Origin of the sequence: Ornithinibacillus sp. FSL M8-0202 (genome assembly GCF_037975285.1) — a bacterium.
In the GTDB taxonomy this organism is placed as follows: Bacteria; Bacillota; Bacilli; order Bacillales; family Amphibacillaceae; genus Ornithinibacillus; species Ornithinibacillus massiliensis.
Map to the genome: position 1 here is coordinate 2,731,718 of NZ_CP150248.1, position 15,859 is coordinate 2,747,576.

14 protein-coding genes and 1 pseudogene are annotated in these 15,859 nt (G+C 39.4%); 4 read left to right on the forward strand and 11 right to left on the reverse strand.

What is annotated here, in order from left to right; all coding sequences use genetic code 11:
• Positions 1-379: 379 nt before the first annotated feature.
• Together MKY78_RS13935 and MKY78_RS13940 are read left to right on the forward strand one after the other, a co-directional pair.
• Complete coding sequence (locus MKY78_RS13935) at positions 380-730, forward strand: helix-turn-helix transcriptional regulator (protein ID WP_339213475.1); 351 nt, start codon at positions 380-382, stop codon at positions 728-730.
• Between the two features lie 75 nt (positions 731-805).
• Positions 806-1,798 carry a metallophosphoesterase gene (locus tag MKY78_RS13940; protein WP_339213477.1) on the forward strand — a complete coding sequence of 331 codons (993 nt, stop codon included), beginning with the start codon at positions 806-808 and terminating at the stop codon, positions 1,796-1,798.
• Between the two features lie 128 nt (positions 1,799-1,926).
• Here MKY78_RS13940 and MKY78_RS13945 read toward each other — a convergent pair whose 3' ends face one another.
• The gene (locus MKY78_RS13945; RefSeq protein WP_339213479.1) at positions 1,927-3,045 is read right to left on the reverse strand and encodes a C39 family peptidase; all 1,119 of its coding nucleotides are present in this window, start codon (positions 3,043-3,045) and stop codon (positions 1,927-1,929) included.
• A gap of 240 nt (positions 3,046-3,285) precedes the next feature.
• On the opposite strand from MKY78_RS13945, the gene MKY78_RS13950 reads away from it, so the two are divergent.
• Complete coding sequence (locus tag MKY78_RS13950; RefSeq protein ID WP_339213480.1) at positions 3,286-3,615, forward strand: hypothetical protein; 330 nt, start codon at positions 3,286-3,288, stop codon at positions 3,613-3,615.
• Positions 3,616-3,820: 205 nt separating this feature from the next.
• Here the strand turns inward: MKY78_RS13950 and MKY78_RS13955 are convergent, their stop codons facing one another.
• The 8 genes and pseudogenes from MKY78_RS13955 to MKY78_RS13990 all read right to left on the reverse strand — a co-directional run bounded on the left by MKY78_RS13955 (position 3,821) and on the right by MKY78_RS13990 (position 11,026).
• On the reverse strand, positions 3,821-4,585 hold the full coding sequence (locus MKY78_RS13955) for a 5-oxoprolinase subunit PxpA (protein WP_339213481.1): 765 nt from the start codon (positions 4,583-4,585) through the stop codon (positions 3,821-3,823).
• Positions 4,566-5,525: a biotin-dependent carboxyltransferase family protein gene (locus MKY78_RS13960; protein ID WP_339213483.1), complete on the reverse strand. Its 960-nt coding sequence runs from the start codon at positions 5,523-5,525 to the stop codon at positions 4,566-4,568. Before MKY78_RS13960 ends, MKY78_RS13955 begins: the two co-directional genes overlap by 20 nt.
• A gap of 4 nt (positions 5,526-5,529) precedes the next feature.
• Positions 5,530-6,237: a 5-oxoprolinase subunit PxpB gene (gene pxpB / locus MKY78_RS13965; protein WP_339213484.1), complete on the reverse strand. Its 708-nt coding sequence runs from the start codon at positions 6,235-6,237 to the stop codon at positions 5,530-5,532.
• Positions 6,238-6,789: 552 nt separating this feature from the next.
• Positions 6,790-6,942, reverse strand: a pseudogene (locus tag MKY78_RS13970) (sugar phosphate isomerase/epimerase); the annotation flags it as partial.
• 3 nt (positions 6,943-6,945) lie between these two features.
• Positions 6,946-8,121: an amidohydrolase gene (locus tag MKY78_RS13975; protein ID WP_339213486.1), complete on the reverse strand. Its 1,176-nt coding sequence runs from the start codon at positions 8,119-8,121 to the stop codon at positions 6,946-6,948.
• Positions 8,114-9,352 (reverse strand): Zn-dependent hydrolase, encoded by a 1,239-nt coding sequence (locus MKY78_RS13980; RefSeq protein ID WP_339213488.1) that lies wholly within the window; start codon positions 9,350-9,352, stop codon positions 8,114-8,116. The genes MKY78_RS13975 and MKY78_RS13980 overlap by 8 nt, the downstream gene beginning before the upstream one ends.
• A gap of 21 nt (positions 9,353-9,373) precedes the next feature.
• Positions 9,374-10,570, reverse strand: a complete 1,197-nt coding sequence (locus MKY78_RS13985; protein WP_339213490.1) for a hypothetical protein — start codon at positions 10,568-10,570, stop codon at positions 9,374-9,376.
• Between the two features lie 264 nt (positions 10,571-10,834).
• On the reverse strand, positions 10,835-11,026 hold the full coding sequence (locus MKY78_RS13990) for a hypothetical protein (RefSeq protein WP_339213492.1): 192 nt from the start codon (positions 11,024-11,026) through the stop codon (positions 10,835-10,837).
• 265 nt (positions 11,027-11,291) lie between these two features.
• On the opposite strand from MKY78_RS13990, the gene MKY78_RS13995 reads away from it, so the two are divergent.
• Positions 11,292-12,113, forward strand: a complete 822-nt coding sequence (locus MKY78_RS13995) for an aldo/keto reductase (RefSeq protein WP_339217918.1) — start codon at positions 11,292-11,294, stop codon at positions 12,111-12,113.
• A gap of 107 nt (positions 12,114-12,220) precedes the next feature.
• Here MKY78_RS13995 and map read toward each other — a convergent pair whose 3' ends face one another.
• Both map and tkt read right to left on the reverse strand, forming a co-directional pair.
• The gene (map, locus tag MKY78_RS14000; RefSeq protein WP_339213494.1) at positions 12,221-12,961 is read right to left on the reverse strand and encodes a type I methionyl aminopeptidase; all 741 of its coding nucleotides are present in this window, start codon (positions 12,959-12,961) and stop codon (positions 12,221-12,223) included.
• 717 nt (positions 12,962-13,678) lie between these two features.
• Positions 13,679-15,676 carry a transketolase gene (gene tkt / locus MKY78_RS14005; RefSeq protein ID WP_339213496.1) on the reverse strand — a complete coding sequence of 666 codons (1,998 nt, stop codon included), beginning with the start codon at positions 15,674-15,676 and terminating at the stop codon, positions 13,679-13,681.
• Positions 15,677-15,859 lie beyond the last annotated feature (183 nt).

The following is a 15,859-nucleotide window of genomic DNA, read 5'->3' on the forward strand; positions in this document are numbered from 1 at the left end:
CGAACACTCTCTGTGCCCTTTTGCTGCAACAATCAGTCAAAAAGGTAACAGACAGACATTCTCTGTACCCTTTTTCCGCTTTCTTTCTGGAACCAACCAAATGTATGGATTGGGTAGATGGAATATTCCATGAAACGAGACTGAATAAGGTGGGGGGGAATGCTACTCGTGCCAGCGGAGTAATTCCATAGAAGGATCAAGTACACCCCAAACTTTAAAAGAGCTAGTAGCTCTTTCTATTATGCTATGAAGTTTTTTTTACAAGTATCTCATATAAACTTCATATTCTAGCATTATAATTAAATCCGTTAACACAATATGATTATGGGGGAAATAAATTGAAAAAATTATTGTATGTCCGAAAAAGAGGTAATGATACATGATTGGTGAAAATCTTAAAAAGGTTAGAGAAATTAGGGGGCTCAGTCTATCCGAGTTAGCTGAAAAAGCAGGTATATCTAAATCTTATTTAAGTAATATGGAAAGAAATCTCAATGAAAATCCTTCTATCCAAGTATTAGATAAAATTTCAAAAGCTTTACAAGTTGATACTCAAACATTAGTTGGGGTAAAGACATCAGGTAATGTTGAATTGGATATCGAGTGGATGGATTTTATTGATGAACTAAGGGAATTACGAATTGAAAAAGAAAAGATAAAAGAGCTACGACCCATCATTGAGTTTTTAAAATGGAGGCAAGGTGCAAGTAAGGATGGGGACTTAGATTAATGGAGTTGGCCATTTCTCACCGAAATGATTAATGGAAAGCGGGGGACATCCTTTTCTCGCCGAGGAGAGTATCAAGTGAAGAAAATATGGAGGAAACGAAGTCGTATCTTTATCATTGTAGGACTATGCATGCTAGCTATTTATACTATTTGGGATAATAATCGAATAACAATTGTAAAGCAGGATATTGTTATGGATGGGCTGCCCAATGAATTAGAAGGCTTCACGATTCTTCAAATCGCTGATCTCCATGAAAAGGAATTTGGGGAGAATCAATCTAGTTTAATAGAGGCCATTAATTCACAGTACTATGATGTCATTGTGTTTACGGGAGACATGCTTCGTAATAAAAATCGTACGGATTACACCTCATTTTACTCGTTATTAGATGGCATTGAAAAGAAGGACGTTGCTTATTTTGTTTCTGGCAATACAGATCCGGATAGCTACCGGGTTACCCCTTATTTTGAAAAAAGTGCATTTATTCGTGGCATGGAGGAGAGAGGTGTCCAATTATTAGAATCCATTGATACTATTCAAATTGGTAGCGCCAAGGTGTATATTACTTACTTTGAATTGGCCATTTTAAATGAAATTTCACCTGAAACAATTGATAATATTGCGTATTATCCTGACGAGCCATATGGCAGGAGTCGGGAGTACGTAGCCTATCAAGGAAAATTATTGCTTGAGCTACAGGAAGCGTTAAAAAGGAAGTCAGCATCCGATCTACTCATTGCACTAAATCATTTTCCAGTAGTAGATGAACGGGTAGATGAAATCATCGATAGTACGTTTTTATCTTGGCAAAACTTTGATTTAATCATTTCAGGGCATTATCATGGTGGTCAAATTCGAGTTCCCGTCCTCGGTGCTGTATTTGTTCCAGAATCCTGGTATCGTTCAGGTTTTTTCCCACCACAAGATCGTGTAAAAGGATTATGGGAATACTATAATACGAAGCACTATGTAAGTACGGGGTTAGGGAGTAGTAATGCGGTTTCGTTTTTGAATTTTCGATTGTTCAATTCTCCTGAGATCAATGTAATAACGTTTACGGGAGGGTGATTTATTACGTATAAAAAGCTCCGGAAAAGTATCTTCCCGGAGCTGGTATCGTAAAATAACTCACTTTTTTTAGTGTGTCCCTTCTTTACTGCGATGAAGGGGAAAGAATAGATTCATTTTGGAACATTCTAATGCACAATTAATGCATGCTTACCCATTTCAAAATAACTATTAAAAAATACATCCGCATTATATGTGACCTGCCCTTGTAGCGGGTTCATTACATGAACTTGATCACCGATTGTTCCATTTAAAACTACCACATGTAAATTAGTAGTCGCGGCATAATACTCTCCAGAATCTTGCAAGTACCAATGAGAATTAATCTTAGGTGCACTTAAATCTAATGTTACCCACATAACAACAGGAATTCCTTTATGAAGATAATCGATAATGGCTTCCTTACTGCTTCCTGTTATATTGTGTGCTTTTTTATTACTTCCTTGCTCACTTAAGTATGTATTCGCTGCAGTTACAATGGGTGGGGCATAACTATACCATCCACCAGGCTGTTCCCGAGGATCCCCAACATAATATTCGTATGGATCTGGTCCAAAGCGTTTTTCTCCTTCATATGTAAAAGGCTTCTTTGGTAAGTAATTATCTGCCATGTTCGTTTTGGATACTTGATAATCATAATAGTTTAGTACACTTGTTAAGGAAGTTATCTCGCACCCATTTGGTAATTCTGGTTTTTGCATGATGGTAGGAACTGGAATGTATACTTCCTGTGCTTTCGCTTCGTTTTTCTTCTTTTCTTCTAATCTATTTTTTGCTTCTAGTTCTGCTAAATTGCTAGGTTCCAAGGATTGTAGTTTGTTATAGGTAGTCTCATCCACTATTCCATTAGGTTCGAGTTGTACGTGGGACTGAAAGCTTTTCACAGCTTTTTCTGTTTGGGGATTAAGATTAACGTCTGCAAGAATGTCGTAGCCAAATTTTTGAAGTAGAATTTGTATCTCTTTAACATTTATTCCAGAATCCCTGAGTTTAATGGGGAGGAAAGGTTCGTTTTCCATATCTTGTTCTGGAGAGATAGAACGATATAACGTATCATCTTTTGAAAATGCCTTTGCTGCTAAGGTCGCTTGACTTTCTGTATGTTCCGTAATTATGGTTGAATCATTACCTAATATGGTATCTTCATCAGATTGAAAAGTTGTCGCAGAGTCAATCTCGGGAAGTAATAATTGCACAGCGGCTATTACGATGATGACAATTACTATAATGGTAACCCACTTTTTCACTTGTCCGCATCCTTTCCATAAAGTATCCTGTATTTCTGCGAGTTAAAAATACGCAAAATTCCGTTTATTATAATTCTACCATATAATCGAATAGAAAATGACTTAAATGAGTTTCACTATCTAAACCGATATGACTTCAATTTGTTTTTTAAAGAATTACCTACACTTGATTTTAACCACTACAACAAAGTGTGGTAGAATAAAGAAAATAAAATAAACAGAAAATTTGAGGGGTATAGATTGGAAAAAGAAACGAATAACAGAGGTCCATGGACGATAGTTGCAGTGCTATCCGTCATCTTAGTTGTGGGCTTACTTTTAAATCAACCAATGAATCGAGACAAGGCAATTGAAAAGGCAAAAGAATTCGCACCTGCTGAATTTGAAGAAGTTATCTCAGCCCAATTCATTCCTATAAATGAGAATCAGCTAGGAGCGGAATTATGGGAAATTCAGTTGGGGAATGATGACAACCAAAAGGCCATTTTAACAATTAATGCGCAAAGCGAAAAATTAGTTGAAGGTAAAATAATTGATGGCGATACTGGAGAAGTATTGGACGAGTTTTAGTGTGGTGAGTGAAAGTAGCTATGGAATCCTAGGGTGGTATAGATTTAGGATTTCATAGCTGTTTTTGTTGAATGTAAGGTATTATTATTATCCAACTAACTAATCATCCTTATAAATTTCAAAATTTAGATGTATATGTATAACCTTACGATATTATAAAGACCTTGAATTCTCATAGAAACGGGCTATTAAGTTGAATTTTTCATTAGTTAGAAGAAGCAATCATTATCTGATTCCCTTCCAGTTTTTCCCGGATTACGCGAATCATCTCCACAGCAGATGGTGTATCACCATGTACACAAATTGTTTGTCCTTCTACTGATATTTTCTCACCAGTAATAGTCGTAATATGGTTCTCCGTCACCATTTTTAACACATTCATGGCAACTTGATGTGGGTCTGTTATTACCGATCCTACGTGGCTTCTTGGTACTAACGTTAGATCCTTGTTATAGGCTCTATCCGCAAATAACTCTAATACGATAGGCTGTCCCTTTTCGTTGGCTACTTTTTCTAATTCTGAGTTTGGTTTAACATATATAGGCAGCTCGGGATTAATAGATTGGACAGCATCGATAATGGATGTTGCAATCATTGTATCTGTATCTGCCATGTTGTTTAAGTTGCCATGTGGCTTTACATGCTGCATGGTTACGCCATGCTTTCGGCAAAAGATATCAAGTGCCCCAATTTGATAGATAATCAGATTAGTTAATGTCTTAGACGGTATATCCATGTTCCAACGGCCAAATCCGAGTAGATTTGGAAATCCAGGATGTGCTCCGATACCGACATTATATTTCTTTGCCATTGCAACGGTATGGTCCATTACATCGGGGTCACCACCATGGTATCCACAGGCGATGTTTACAGAGGATACGAGCTTAATTACGTCATCATCATTTCCTAATTGATAGGCACCAAAGCCTTCTCCCATGTCACAGTTTAGATCAATCTGTCTTCTTTGCATGGTAAACCTCCTTTTTAGTATTGCTTGCTTTTAGAAGTTGGAACAGTCTTTCTTGTTCACGAAGTATCGCGTGTGCTTCCGTTAGCGTAACACATTCAAACGTAATTCGGTCCTTAGGTCTAAGCTGTGCTACCTTAGGAAAATCTGCCGTGATGACTCCGGCAATTTTCGTATAGCCGCCTACACTTTGTCTACCTACTTGGAAAAGAATGGGTTGGCCATTTTGTGGAACTTGTATGGCTCCATGGAACATTCCTTCTGAAACAATATCAGCGCTTTTTCTGTGCTCGATAACTGGTCCCTCCAAACGACAAGCCATACGATCAGATGCTATTGATACTGTATATTCAGAGGAGAGAAACGTATTGATACCCCTCGTAGTAAATGCATCATCCTGAGGGCCAAGTACAACCCGTACCTTGATATGGTTGGGATATTCCGGAATTAGGCTTGGCAGTAATCTTCTTCTAATAGGACAGTTAGACGATCGGGGAAAGGTTTTAATGATGTCGCCTTTTCTTAAGGCTCTTCCTTCTATCCCGCCTATCGAGCCAATTATATCAGTCGCTCTACTGCCCATTACCATTTCGGCGTTAATACCTCCAGCCACCGCAACATATGCCCGGCATCCGGATAAACTTCCATTAAATTTCAGTATATCGCCTGCTTGAATAGGGAATGAAGTCCACATCGGCGCGGGTTGGTTATTTACTTCGGGTTGTAGATTACCACCGGTGATGGCGATGATCATATTATTCCGTGCCTTTAATTGTAAGCCGACTAGCGTTGTTTCTATTGTTGCCTCCTGTACGCTGTTTCCAACGAGAAGATTGGCTATTCGATGTGCATAGGAATCCGCGGCGCCGGAGACTGCGAGACCATATTTTTGATAGCCTTTTCTACCTAAATCTTGTATGGTCGTGAGAAGACCGGGTTTCAATACTTCAAATATAGGAACCACCACCTTGCTGTTGGCGAATGAGTTGATCATATTCTTCCGTTGTAATTGCTTTAAATGTAACCCTATCACCAGGTGAGAGTAAAAAAGGATTATTTCTTTGTGGGTCATATAACGTTATCGGCGTATGGCCGATTAATCGCCAGCCTCCTGGACTAATGACTGGGTAGATACCGGTTTGGTTGTTGGCGATCCCGACACTGCCTGCATGAATCCGTGCCCGTGGATTTGCTAGTCTAGGAGTTGCGATTTTACTAGATAAGCCACTTAGAAATGGGAACCCTGGTGTAAATCCTAAGAAGTTTACAGTATAGCTAGGCGTGGTGTGAATTCGAATCACTTCTTCTTCAGATAAATGATGGTAATGGGCTACGTCAGCTAAATCAGGACCAAGCGTCCCGCCGTATAAGACAGGAATTTCAACTTCGTTAGTCTGTTCTCTTTTGGATAAGTCGATTTGCTGAAGGAGCTCTTTCAGTATTTGCAGCATGGACTCATAAGTAATTTTCATTGGATTATAGTGAACGAGTAGGCTGGAATAACCTAGAATTACCTCTTCCATTCCTACTACCTTTTTTTGTTCAACAAGCTCTGCAAGTTTTCGAACGGCTTTACTAGTTTCATTACGAATATGTTGTCGAGAGAAAGTAACTAGAATGGATTGATCTCCTGCGATGCTAAATGTGACATTCATGTGAAGCCCCCCTCTCCATTATACATGAAGTGAAAAAAATCACTCAATTTGAATAAACTTCACACCAATTCATAGTAGGGTTTGAATACATATTACTTTGCTTGATATGAATCTATCCCTGTACGGAAAATCGATGATGGACAAGAGTTCATCTTCGTTCCGTCTAGTAGATCTACTAAATTGTAATAGTTAACAAAGAGTTTACAGAGGATTTATATTCTACTAATAAATGGTATTTATAATATAAATTGTAGTAAGGATCACTCTTCATTAGTTGTTTTCTGGTTTATGATATATACCCCCTATTGAGATAAAAGGACACGAACTGCTCACACCACTACGGCAGTTGGTGTCTTTTTATGTTTGGTTTAGTATGTGTGTATGGCGGATGGCTTTGGCGTTATTCGAACCATAGTTGATTTATTAAAAAAAAGAGCAGCGTAGAGATTTTTAATACTAATGTAAGTTCACTAAACAGCCCACCGGTTTCCCCATGACTTCATGGAACTAGTGGGCTGTTCTTATTTTTATGACAAGGTTGTTAGTACGCTATTACGTCCACCACATTTCCCCAACAGACTCTTTCACCATAACGGCTTTTAAGGTTTGGATGGCTTTTGCGAAGCCTTCTTCTATCGACATTAGTCCGTCTTCGTGTTCAATGCTTATAACGTAATCATAGCTGTAGAGGCGAAGGGTGCTAACTGACTATTTATTTAAATACCCCCATGCATACTGAGCATAAAGCTCTGCTCCTACGACAAGAGCGTCTTCGTCGATATTGAATTTTCCATGTTGATGCGCCCATTCGGTATCTTTTTCTGGATTGCCACTACCGACAAGTGCGAAGCAACCAGGTGCCTTTTCAAAATAATCGCTGAAATCTTCGCCACCCATGGTTGGCTTTTCGTGATACAATGCGTTTTCACCAAAAGCTTCATGTACGATGTTTTGCGCCAGCTTAGCACTTTCCTCCTCATTAATAACGGCTTGTGTTCCTCGGGTGTATTCTAGTTTTGCGGTTGCTCCGTATAAAGCGGCTACTTGATCTGCATAGTGCTGGAGCTGGCTTTCGATATGGTCCCGTACTTCGGGATCAAAGCATCGAACGGTTCCCTCGATTACGGCATTTTCGGCAATGACATTGAAGCGGGTGCCGACATCCATTTTTCCGATGGTCACGACAGCTGGTTGCTGTGTATCGATCGTTCTGGATACAATGCTTTGCACATTCATGACAAAGGAAGAGGCCACAATAGCCGTATCGACACAGGCATGAGGAAGTGCTCCGTGTCCACCTTTTCCTTTGAAGGTTACGCTAAATAAATCAGCAGAGGCAAAGGAAGGTCCTGGTGTACAGGATACTGTCCCTGTCGGCATTTGCGACCAAATGTGAATGCCAAAGACATTGTCTACATCATCGACAGCTCCCTGCTTAACGAATGCTTTCGCTCCTTCTGCTACTTCCTCAGCTGGTTGGAATAATAACCGTACATTGCCGGGCAGGTCGGCTTTTCTTTCATTTAACACCTTAGCTGCAATTAATAGCATAGCAGTATGGGCGTCATGACCGCAGGCGTGCATTTTTCCAGGGTACTTAGAAGCATATGGTAAATCTTGATTTAATTCTTCAACAGAAAGGGCGTCCATATCCCCTCTTAATGCTACGGTTTTTCCTGGTTTTCCCCCGTGAATAGTGGCAATTACACCAGTTGGTTCTGCTCTACGATAGGAGATTCCTAATTGATCGAGGTAATCACAAACAAAATTGGTTGTATTGTATTCTTCCCAAGATAGTTCAGGTTCGCTATGAAGTTTCCTACGAAGGGCAGTTAATTCTTCCTTGTATTGTAAAATGCCTTTTTTTATCGTTTCATTAATCATGATCTTCTACCTCCGTTAATTTCTTGGCAGTTTCAAAAAGAATTTCAACGGCTCTAGCAATATCCAAGGAGTCAGACCATTCTTCCGGAGTATGGCTAAGTCCATCTTTACTAGGAATGAATAGCATGCCCACATCGGTTACTTCTGCAAGTACCATTGCATCATGACCAGCTCCGCTATTAATGGAACAATAGGGAATCTCTAAATGACCGCTCGTTTGTTTTAAGAGATTAACAATGGTCGGATTCATTACTTTAGGCTCCATATACAATTGTTGGGTAGCCGTAATTTGAATTCCATCCTCCTTATGGGATTCCATTAGGTTGTTCATTTTACGAATAACATTTTGGATATGCTCTTCTTTACCAGAACGTATATCTACGGTGAAGACGGTCTTTTTCGGGATGACATTTGAACCGTTTGGAAATACATTTAGTTTTCCAGTAGTTACCACGGTACCTTCACCTTCTTCGATTGCCAGATTAGGTAATTGGCTGATAATCTGTGCTGCTTTTACTAACGCATCGGCCCGGCGATTCATTGGAGTTGTCCCTGCATGGCCTGCCTGACCTTCTACTGTGATTTCAAATTGAGTTAGACCGACGATTGTTTCGACTACCCCGATCGGTATTTTCTTATCTTCTAATATAGGCCCTTGTTCAATATGCAATTCTAAGAAAGCTTTGATTGTTTTTGGATCTCTCTTTTTCGGAAGTGATGGATCAAGACCGATTTCAGTCATTGCATCTACTGTAGTGATCCCATTAGAATCTGTTAGCTTATAAAATTCCTCTTCACTAAGTAAACCAGTGATTCCTCTGGAGCCCATTAATCCACCATTAAATCTAGCACCTTCTTCCTCGATAAGTGCAATCACTTCTAGGGGATATTTAGGTTTAATGCCTTTTTCTTTATACAAAGCAGCTACCTCAAGTCCGGCTACTACTCCTGCAGGCCCATCATAGGATCCACCATGTGGAACGGAATCAAAATGGGAACCAATTAGAACACTTGGTGCATCTTTTAACGTTCCTTCGAGTTTTCCAAAAATGTTACCTAATCCATCTTCACGAACCTGTAATCCGTATTCCTTCATCTTTTCTTTTATATATTCTCGAGCTTGTTTGTCCTCCTGACTATATGTGAGTCTCGTTGTTCCTTGGCCAGGGGTTGCTGTGAATTTACTTAAGGTATCGATATGTGCTTCAATACGAGCTTGCAGATTGTTCATGATAATCTCTCCTCCATCTATTTACAATAAGCTTACGAAAATGCCTGCTAGTACTACCGATACGATCGTAACGGTGATAAATCCTCCAACGAGCATCGGTGGTAGCATATGGCTTGTTAGAACCTCTTTTTCTTTTTCATCTTTTGTTAATGAGTTGATAACTTCATTCGTAATAATGTAGTCCGCAGGGAATCCATAGAGTGCCGTTAACGACACAGCAAAGGCCATTTCCTTGCTTACCTTTAAGAGCTTACCAGCAATAAAGGAGAAAATGTACATCCCAACAACCCCAATAATGATAGAACCGAGTAGCGGAAGAATAATTTCCGCCATCATACTTGGTGTTGCTTGCTTTAATCCGTCAAAAATGAAAAGCATTAGACCCATGATGGCAAAGCCAAATCCGTTCGCCTTTTGCAATACTTGTTTTTCCAAAAATCCAATACTTTTCGCAATAATACCGAATAGTAAGCAAAGGACAAATGGACTAATGGACACAACAGGTTCGACTAGTGTTGAAACAAAGTATGCTAAGAATGCTACGATAATCAATCTAAAGAATTTAAAGAATTCTGTGTTGTATTTATCAGGTAGATTTTTAAATAGTTTCAGACTAGATTCGTTTGATTCAGTCGTTTTATCAGCTGCTTGTACGTTTTCAGTTACTGCTAATTTACCATTTCTATATTGTTGAAGGAGTCTTTTTCCTTCCTTCTTCAACATAATGGATGTAATCGGATATCCTGCAAAGCCTTGCATGACATAGATGACGATGGCAAATACAGCTAAAGAAGTAAGTCCCGCAGCACTAGCACCATCAGACATGATGATTGCGGATACTAGACCACCAATTAATGGGGGAATAGCGACAACCATCGTTTTAAATCCAAAAATAAAAGTACCAATTCCGAGTAAAAACACGATAATTCCGACAATTCCGGATATAGCAATAAGAATCGTTTTCCATTGGGCTTTCAGTTCTTGTAAGGAAAGAAGTGTACCCATGTTGGTAATTAACAAATACATTAGCATCGTGGCTACTGCAGATGGGATACCAGCGATGGAGACAATATCTTGTGGGAAAAAGGTCCAATATCCAATAAGGAATAGGACAGCACTAATGAACATAGACGGTATCCATGCTTTTGTTCTAATGGCGATCCAATCCCCAACTAAAAGGATAAAGACAACAATAACTAATGCTAGCATTTGGGACATAAATACACCTTCTCTTTGTATTTTTTCACAATTATTTCGAAAAACGAAAAATTGTGATGTTATTAATAGTAATACTATTTAATTAATATGACAATCGTATTTTTTGATGTAAAGGTTTCCATATAAAAGATTAATAATTGGTAATATTATGATTAAAAATTGCTATTTTAAGGGGGGTTATAATAAATGAAGGGGACTGGCCCTTCTTGTCATTAGGTCCAGTCCCGGTAAGGCTTTCTATCTTATTAGAAGTAAAATTCACCTTTAAAATTGTCTTTTATTTTTATCTAAATCTAGTATAACGGATATCATTTCACCGTCGTATATTGGTGTGGTACTAATAATTTTTGCTCCACTATATGCTGCATTTCGTTTAATCTCTTCCAACTCCTTCTGACTATAGACTAATCGGGTGATTCTAATGACATTCCTACCTTTAGTTTGTAAGCTTGTCACGAACTTTCCTCCTCCTTCTATGATATGGAGATTCGCTCTTATAGGCCTTCTGGATTCGATACCTTTTTACACTTAAACTTGGTTGCTATCAATCTATGTATGTTGCCTTTAACCGCCCTCTGAGTAATATTCAGTGTATGAGATTAGTGCTTTTATCATGCGTGTAGTTTTAGTAAAAAAAGCTTGTTCTCCTTGTAAATTAGTCATAATTCGAACTACTCATGATAAAATTAGTTTACTAGGAGGAAGGGAGTGTTGTTGAATGATGAAGAATTTGGCGGATACAGTAGTATTAAATAATGGTGTCAAAATGCCTGGTTTTGGCTTAGGGGTATACAAGGTAGAGGACGGTGAAACAGTAGTCTATGCAGTCCGTACAGCAATAGAATATGGTTACCGACATATTGATACAGCATCTTTCTATCATAATGAGCGTGGAGTTGGGAAGGCGATACGGGAATCGGCAATCCCACGTGAGGAATTGTTTATTACTTCTAAAGTGTGGAATGACCAACAAGGCTATGAATCTACCTTAAAAGCATTTGATGAAAGCTTAGAAAAGCTTGGGACGGATTACTTAGATTTATATTTAGTTCATTGGCCAGTCTCTGGGAAGTATAAAGAAACGTACAGAGCACTCGAAAAGCTATATGAAGATGGTAGAGTACGGGCCATAGGGGTTAGTAATTTCCATGTGCATCATTTAACCGATTTACTAGCTGTTTGCAAGGTGAAGCCTGCGATTAACCAGGTGGAGTATCATCCTCATTTGACTCAAGTGGATCTGAAGGCTTTTTGTGAACAAGAGAATATACAGCTTGAGGCGTGGTCACCATTAAAGCGTGGTAGACTGCTAGATAATCCAACGTTAACAGAAATCGGAAATAAATACCGTAAGTCCGTACCACAAGTCATCCTACGATGGGACATTCAGAATCATGTGATTACTATTCCAAAATCTATAAAGGCAGAGAGAATTCGCGAAAATGCTGATATCTTTGATTTTGAGTTAACAGATGATGAAATGAAGCATATTAATGAATTGAATATTAATGAAAGATCTGGATCGAATCCGGATGATTTTTAATATGAAAAGCTCCTTGTCGCTAGGACAGGAGCTTTTTGTTTAGAGAGGGGGACTATTTGAGCTCGTGATACACTTGCCATATTGTAGAGCAACTAGATTATATTGTTCTACAATGTAGTAATAATTGGTCCTTCTTTTGTCAAAATAATTGTATGCTCATATTGAGCCACAATGCTTTCATCGGTTAGGAAGGTCCATCCATCCTCAGATTGGTAAACTTCCTCTTCTAAGGTAGAGATAAAGGGCTCAAAGGCAATTACCATTCCATCTTTTAAAATTCCATCATCCCAGCGAGAATAGTAACTCAAAATATGGTCTGGTGCTTCATGAATGGAGCGCCCAATACCATGTCCAGTAAGATTTTTTACGACTGTTAAGCCATGCTGTTTTGCTACATTGTGTGCAGCTTTTCCGAGTCCGCTTAATCTCGAACCGGGTTTTGCTTTTTCTAGTCCAGCGTAGAATGCCTCCTTAGCAACCCCACATACTTTCTGTGCAATGCTCTCTCCATTCCCAACCACAAAGGAAATTCCGGTATCTGCAAAATAACCGTTTTTGGAACCGGAAACATCGATATTAACCAGATCACCTTCTTGAATAGTCCGGTCCCCTGGAATCCCATGTGCTACTTCTTCATTTATGCTAATACACGTATAGCCTGGGAAATCATAGACTCCCTTTGGTGCAGATTGCGCCCCTGCTTTTTCAAACATTTCACCGGCAATTTCATCGAGTTCCTTAGTCGTAATGCCAGGCTTAGTAAGGCGGACTAATTCATCTCGAATCGCCCCACATATTTTTCCAATCTCTTTTAATCCATTAAAATCTTCTTCAGTCTTTGCAATCATCGTATATCCTCACTTTATAAAGTTTTTATACCATTTAGATTCTAGTATGCATAAAAAAGCCGATTTTAGCTATTATATCAAACTCTCTTTAACTATTATAATCTATTTAATAACGTAGGATGGAGGTGGATGCTTGGATGAGAGCGGATATCCGTGTCCCTTTTTGAGGATGAGAGGGGAAGGTAACAGAGAGGGGGTGTCAGTGCCCTTATTGCGGTGTGAAGGGAGAAAAAGGTAACAGAGAGCAGTTATCAGTGCCCTTTTTGCGGTGGAGAGGGAGAAAAAGGTAACAGAGAAGCGTCATCAGTGCCTTTTTTGAGGATGAGAAGCTGAAAAAGGTAACAGAGAAGCGTCGTCAGTGCCCTTTTTGAGGATGAGAAGCTGAAAAAGGTAACAGAGAAGTGTGATCAGTGCCCTTATTCCGGTGAAGAGGAAGAAAAAGGTAACAGAGAGCGGTTATCAGTGTCCTTTTTGAGGATGAGAAGCTGAAAAAGGTAACAGAGAGCAATTATCAGTGCCCTAATCACAATGGAGAAGAGGAAAATGGTAACGGAGCACTGCTATCAATGCAGAAGCAGCTTCCCGCTCTAATCAACCCCCGATTAACATACCAGATACCATGCCCAATAAAGCCTCCTCAATTAACAATTAAATAACCCCCTTCCAGTAAATAGATCAATATCTACCTACCAAAAGGGGGGTGATGAATGTATTAAATTATAATACTTCTTCTACTGCTTTCACGACGTTTTCTACTGTGAAGCCGTATTTTTCGATTACTTCATTTCCAGGTGCGGATGCGCCGAAGCGGTCAATACCTAGTACTTTACCATCTAGGCCTACATAACGCTCCCAGCCGAATGTAGCTCCCATTTCTACAGCTACTCGCGCTTTGACGTTTGAAGGGATTACGCTATTTTTGTATGCTGCATCTTGTTTGTCGAATCGGTCCCAAGATGGCATGCTTACTACGCGTACGTCAATACCTTTTTCTTTTAGGGTCTCCTGAGCTTGTACAGCTAGTTGTACTTCGGAACCAGTTGCTAAAAGAAGTGCGTCTGGTGTTTCTTTTTCTGAATCACTGATGATATAAGCACCTTTTTGAACACCTTCATAAGCATGTTCTTTTGTTCCTTCTAGTGTAGGAAGTGCTTGTCTAGTTAATACTAGTGCTGTTGGTGTATCAGTGGATTCTACAGATAAGCGCCATGCTGCAGCTGTTTCATTGGCATCTGCTGGGCGGATTGTAGATAGACCAGGCATTGCACGTAAGGCTGCAAGATGTTCGATTGGCTCATGTGTCGGGCCATCTTCTCCAACTGCGATAGAATCATGTGTTAAAACATATGTTACAGGTTGGTTCATAATTGCCGCTAAGCGAATAGAAGGACGTAGGTAGTCATTGAATACGAAGAACGTACCACCGAATACGTTTAATCCACCGTGTAGCGCCATACCGTTTAATGCAGCACCCATAGCATGTTCACGTACACCAAACCAGATGTTACGACCTGTGTAATCGTTTCTAGTGAAGTCCTCTTCACCGTTAATTGTTGTTTTATTAGACCCAGCTAAGTCGGCACTTCCCCCGATAAAGTTAGGTACGACTTTTGCAATGGCATTTAATACTTTTCCAGAAGAGTCTCTCGTTGCAAGCTTGTCTACACCAGCTTCGAAAGTAGGGATTGCTTTTTCCCAGCCTTCAGGAAGTTCGCCATTAATTGCTTGCTTAAGCTCTTTGGCTAATTCTGGATATTGTTCTTCATATTGAGCTAATAACGTGTTCCATGCTGCTTCTTTTTCAGCACCGGCTTTCACGATTTTTTCATTAAAGTCAGCATATACTTCTTCTGGTACTTCGAAAGGTTCATGCTCCCAACCGTAAAATTCTTTTGTTAACTTTACTTCATCTCCACCAAGTGGTGAACCGTGGGAAGCAGAAGATGCTGATTTATTAGGTGATCCGTAACCGATAACTGTTTTAATTTCGATTAATGTAGGTTGCTCACTGTTTGCTTGTGCTGTTTGGATAGCTTTTCTAATTTCTTCGATATTAGTACCATCTTCTACGTATAGTACTTGCCATCCAAGTGCTTTGAAGCGATCTTGTGTGCTTTCTGAGAAGGAGCGGTCAAGATCTCCATCTAGTGAGATGTCATTAGAATCATATAGTACGATTAGCTTTCCTAATCCTAAATGTCCAGCTAGAGAAGCTGCCTCTTGGGAAATTCCTTCCATTAAATCCCCATCACCAACAAGTGAATACGTATAGTGATCTACAACAGCTAAATCTTCCTTATTATATTTACTTGCTAAATGACGTTCTGCCATTGCCATACCAACAGCCATAGCGATCCCTTGGCCAAGTGGACCAGTTGTCGCTTCAACACCGTCTGTATGGTTTACTTCCGGATGTCCTGGTGTTTTAGAACCCCATTGTCTAAAGTTTTTCAAATCATCAATGGTTACATTATACCCAGATAAATGAAGCAAGCTGTATAAAAGCATAGAACCATGACCAGCAGAAAGGACAAAGCGGTCGCGGTTAAACCATTTTGAGTTTTTAGGATTGTGATTCATGAAATCGGTCCAAAGTGTATAGGCCATTGGTGCAGCGCCCATTGGTAAGCCAGGATGTCCTGAGTTTGCTTTTTCAATTGCATCGATTGACAATGTACGAATGGCATTAATCGATAATTGTTCAACAGTCGTCATATCTAATAATCTCCTTTTCTATTTAACTAGATAAGTGAAATGAAATTGCTTTCACAAATTAATAGTATAACGAATAAAGAGGAATAACAAGGATTTAATTGTACATAACTGTGAACAATTATTGTAAATCCTTTGATTAATGATGTAAATCACAATATTGTACAATGGATGTTCAACTAATTG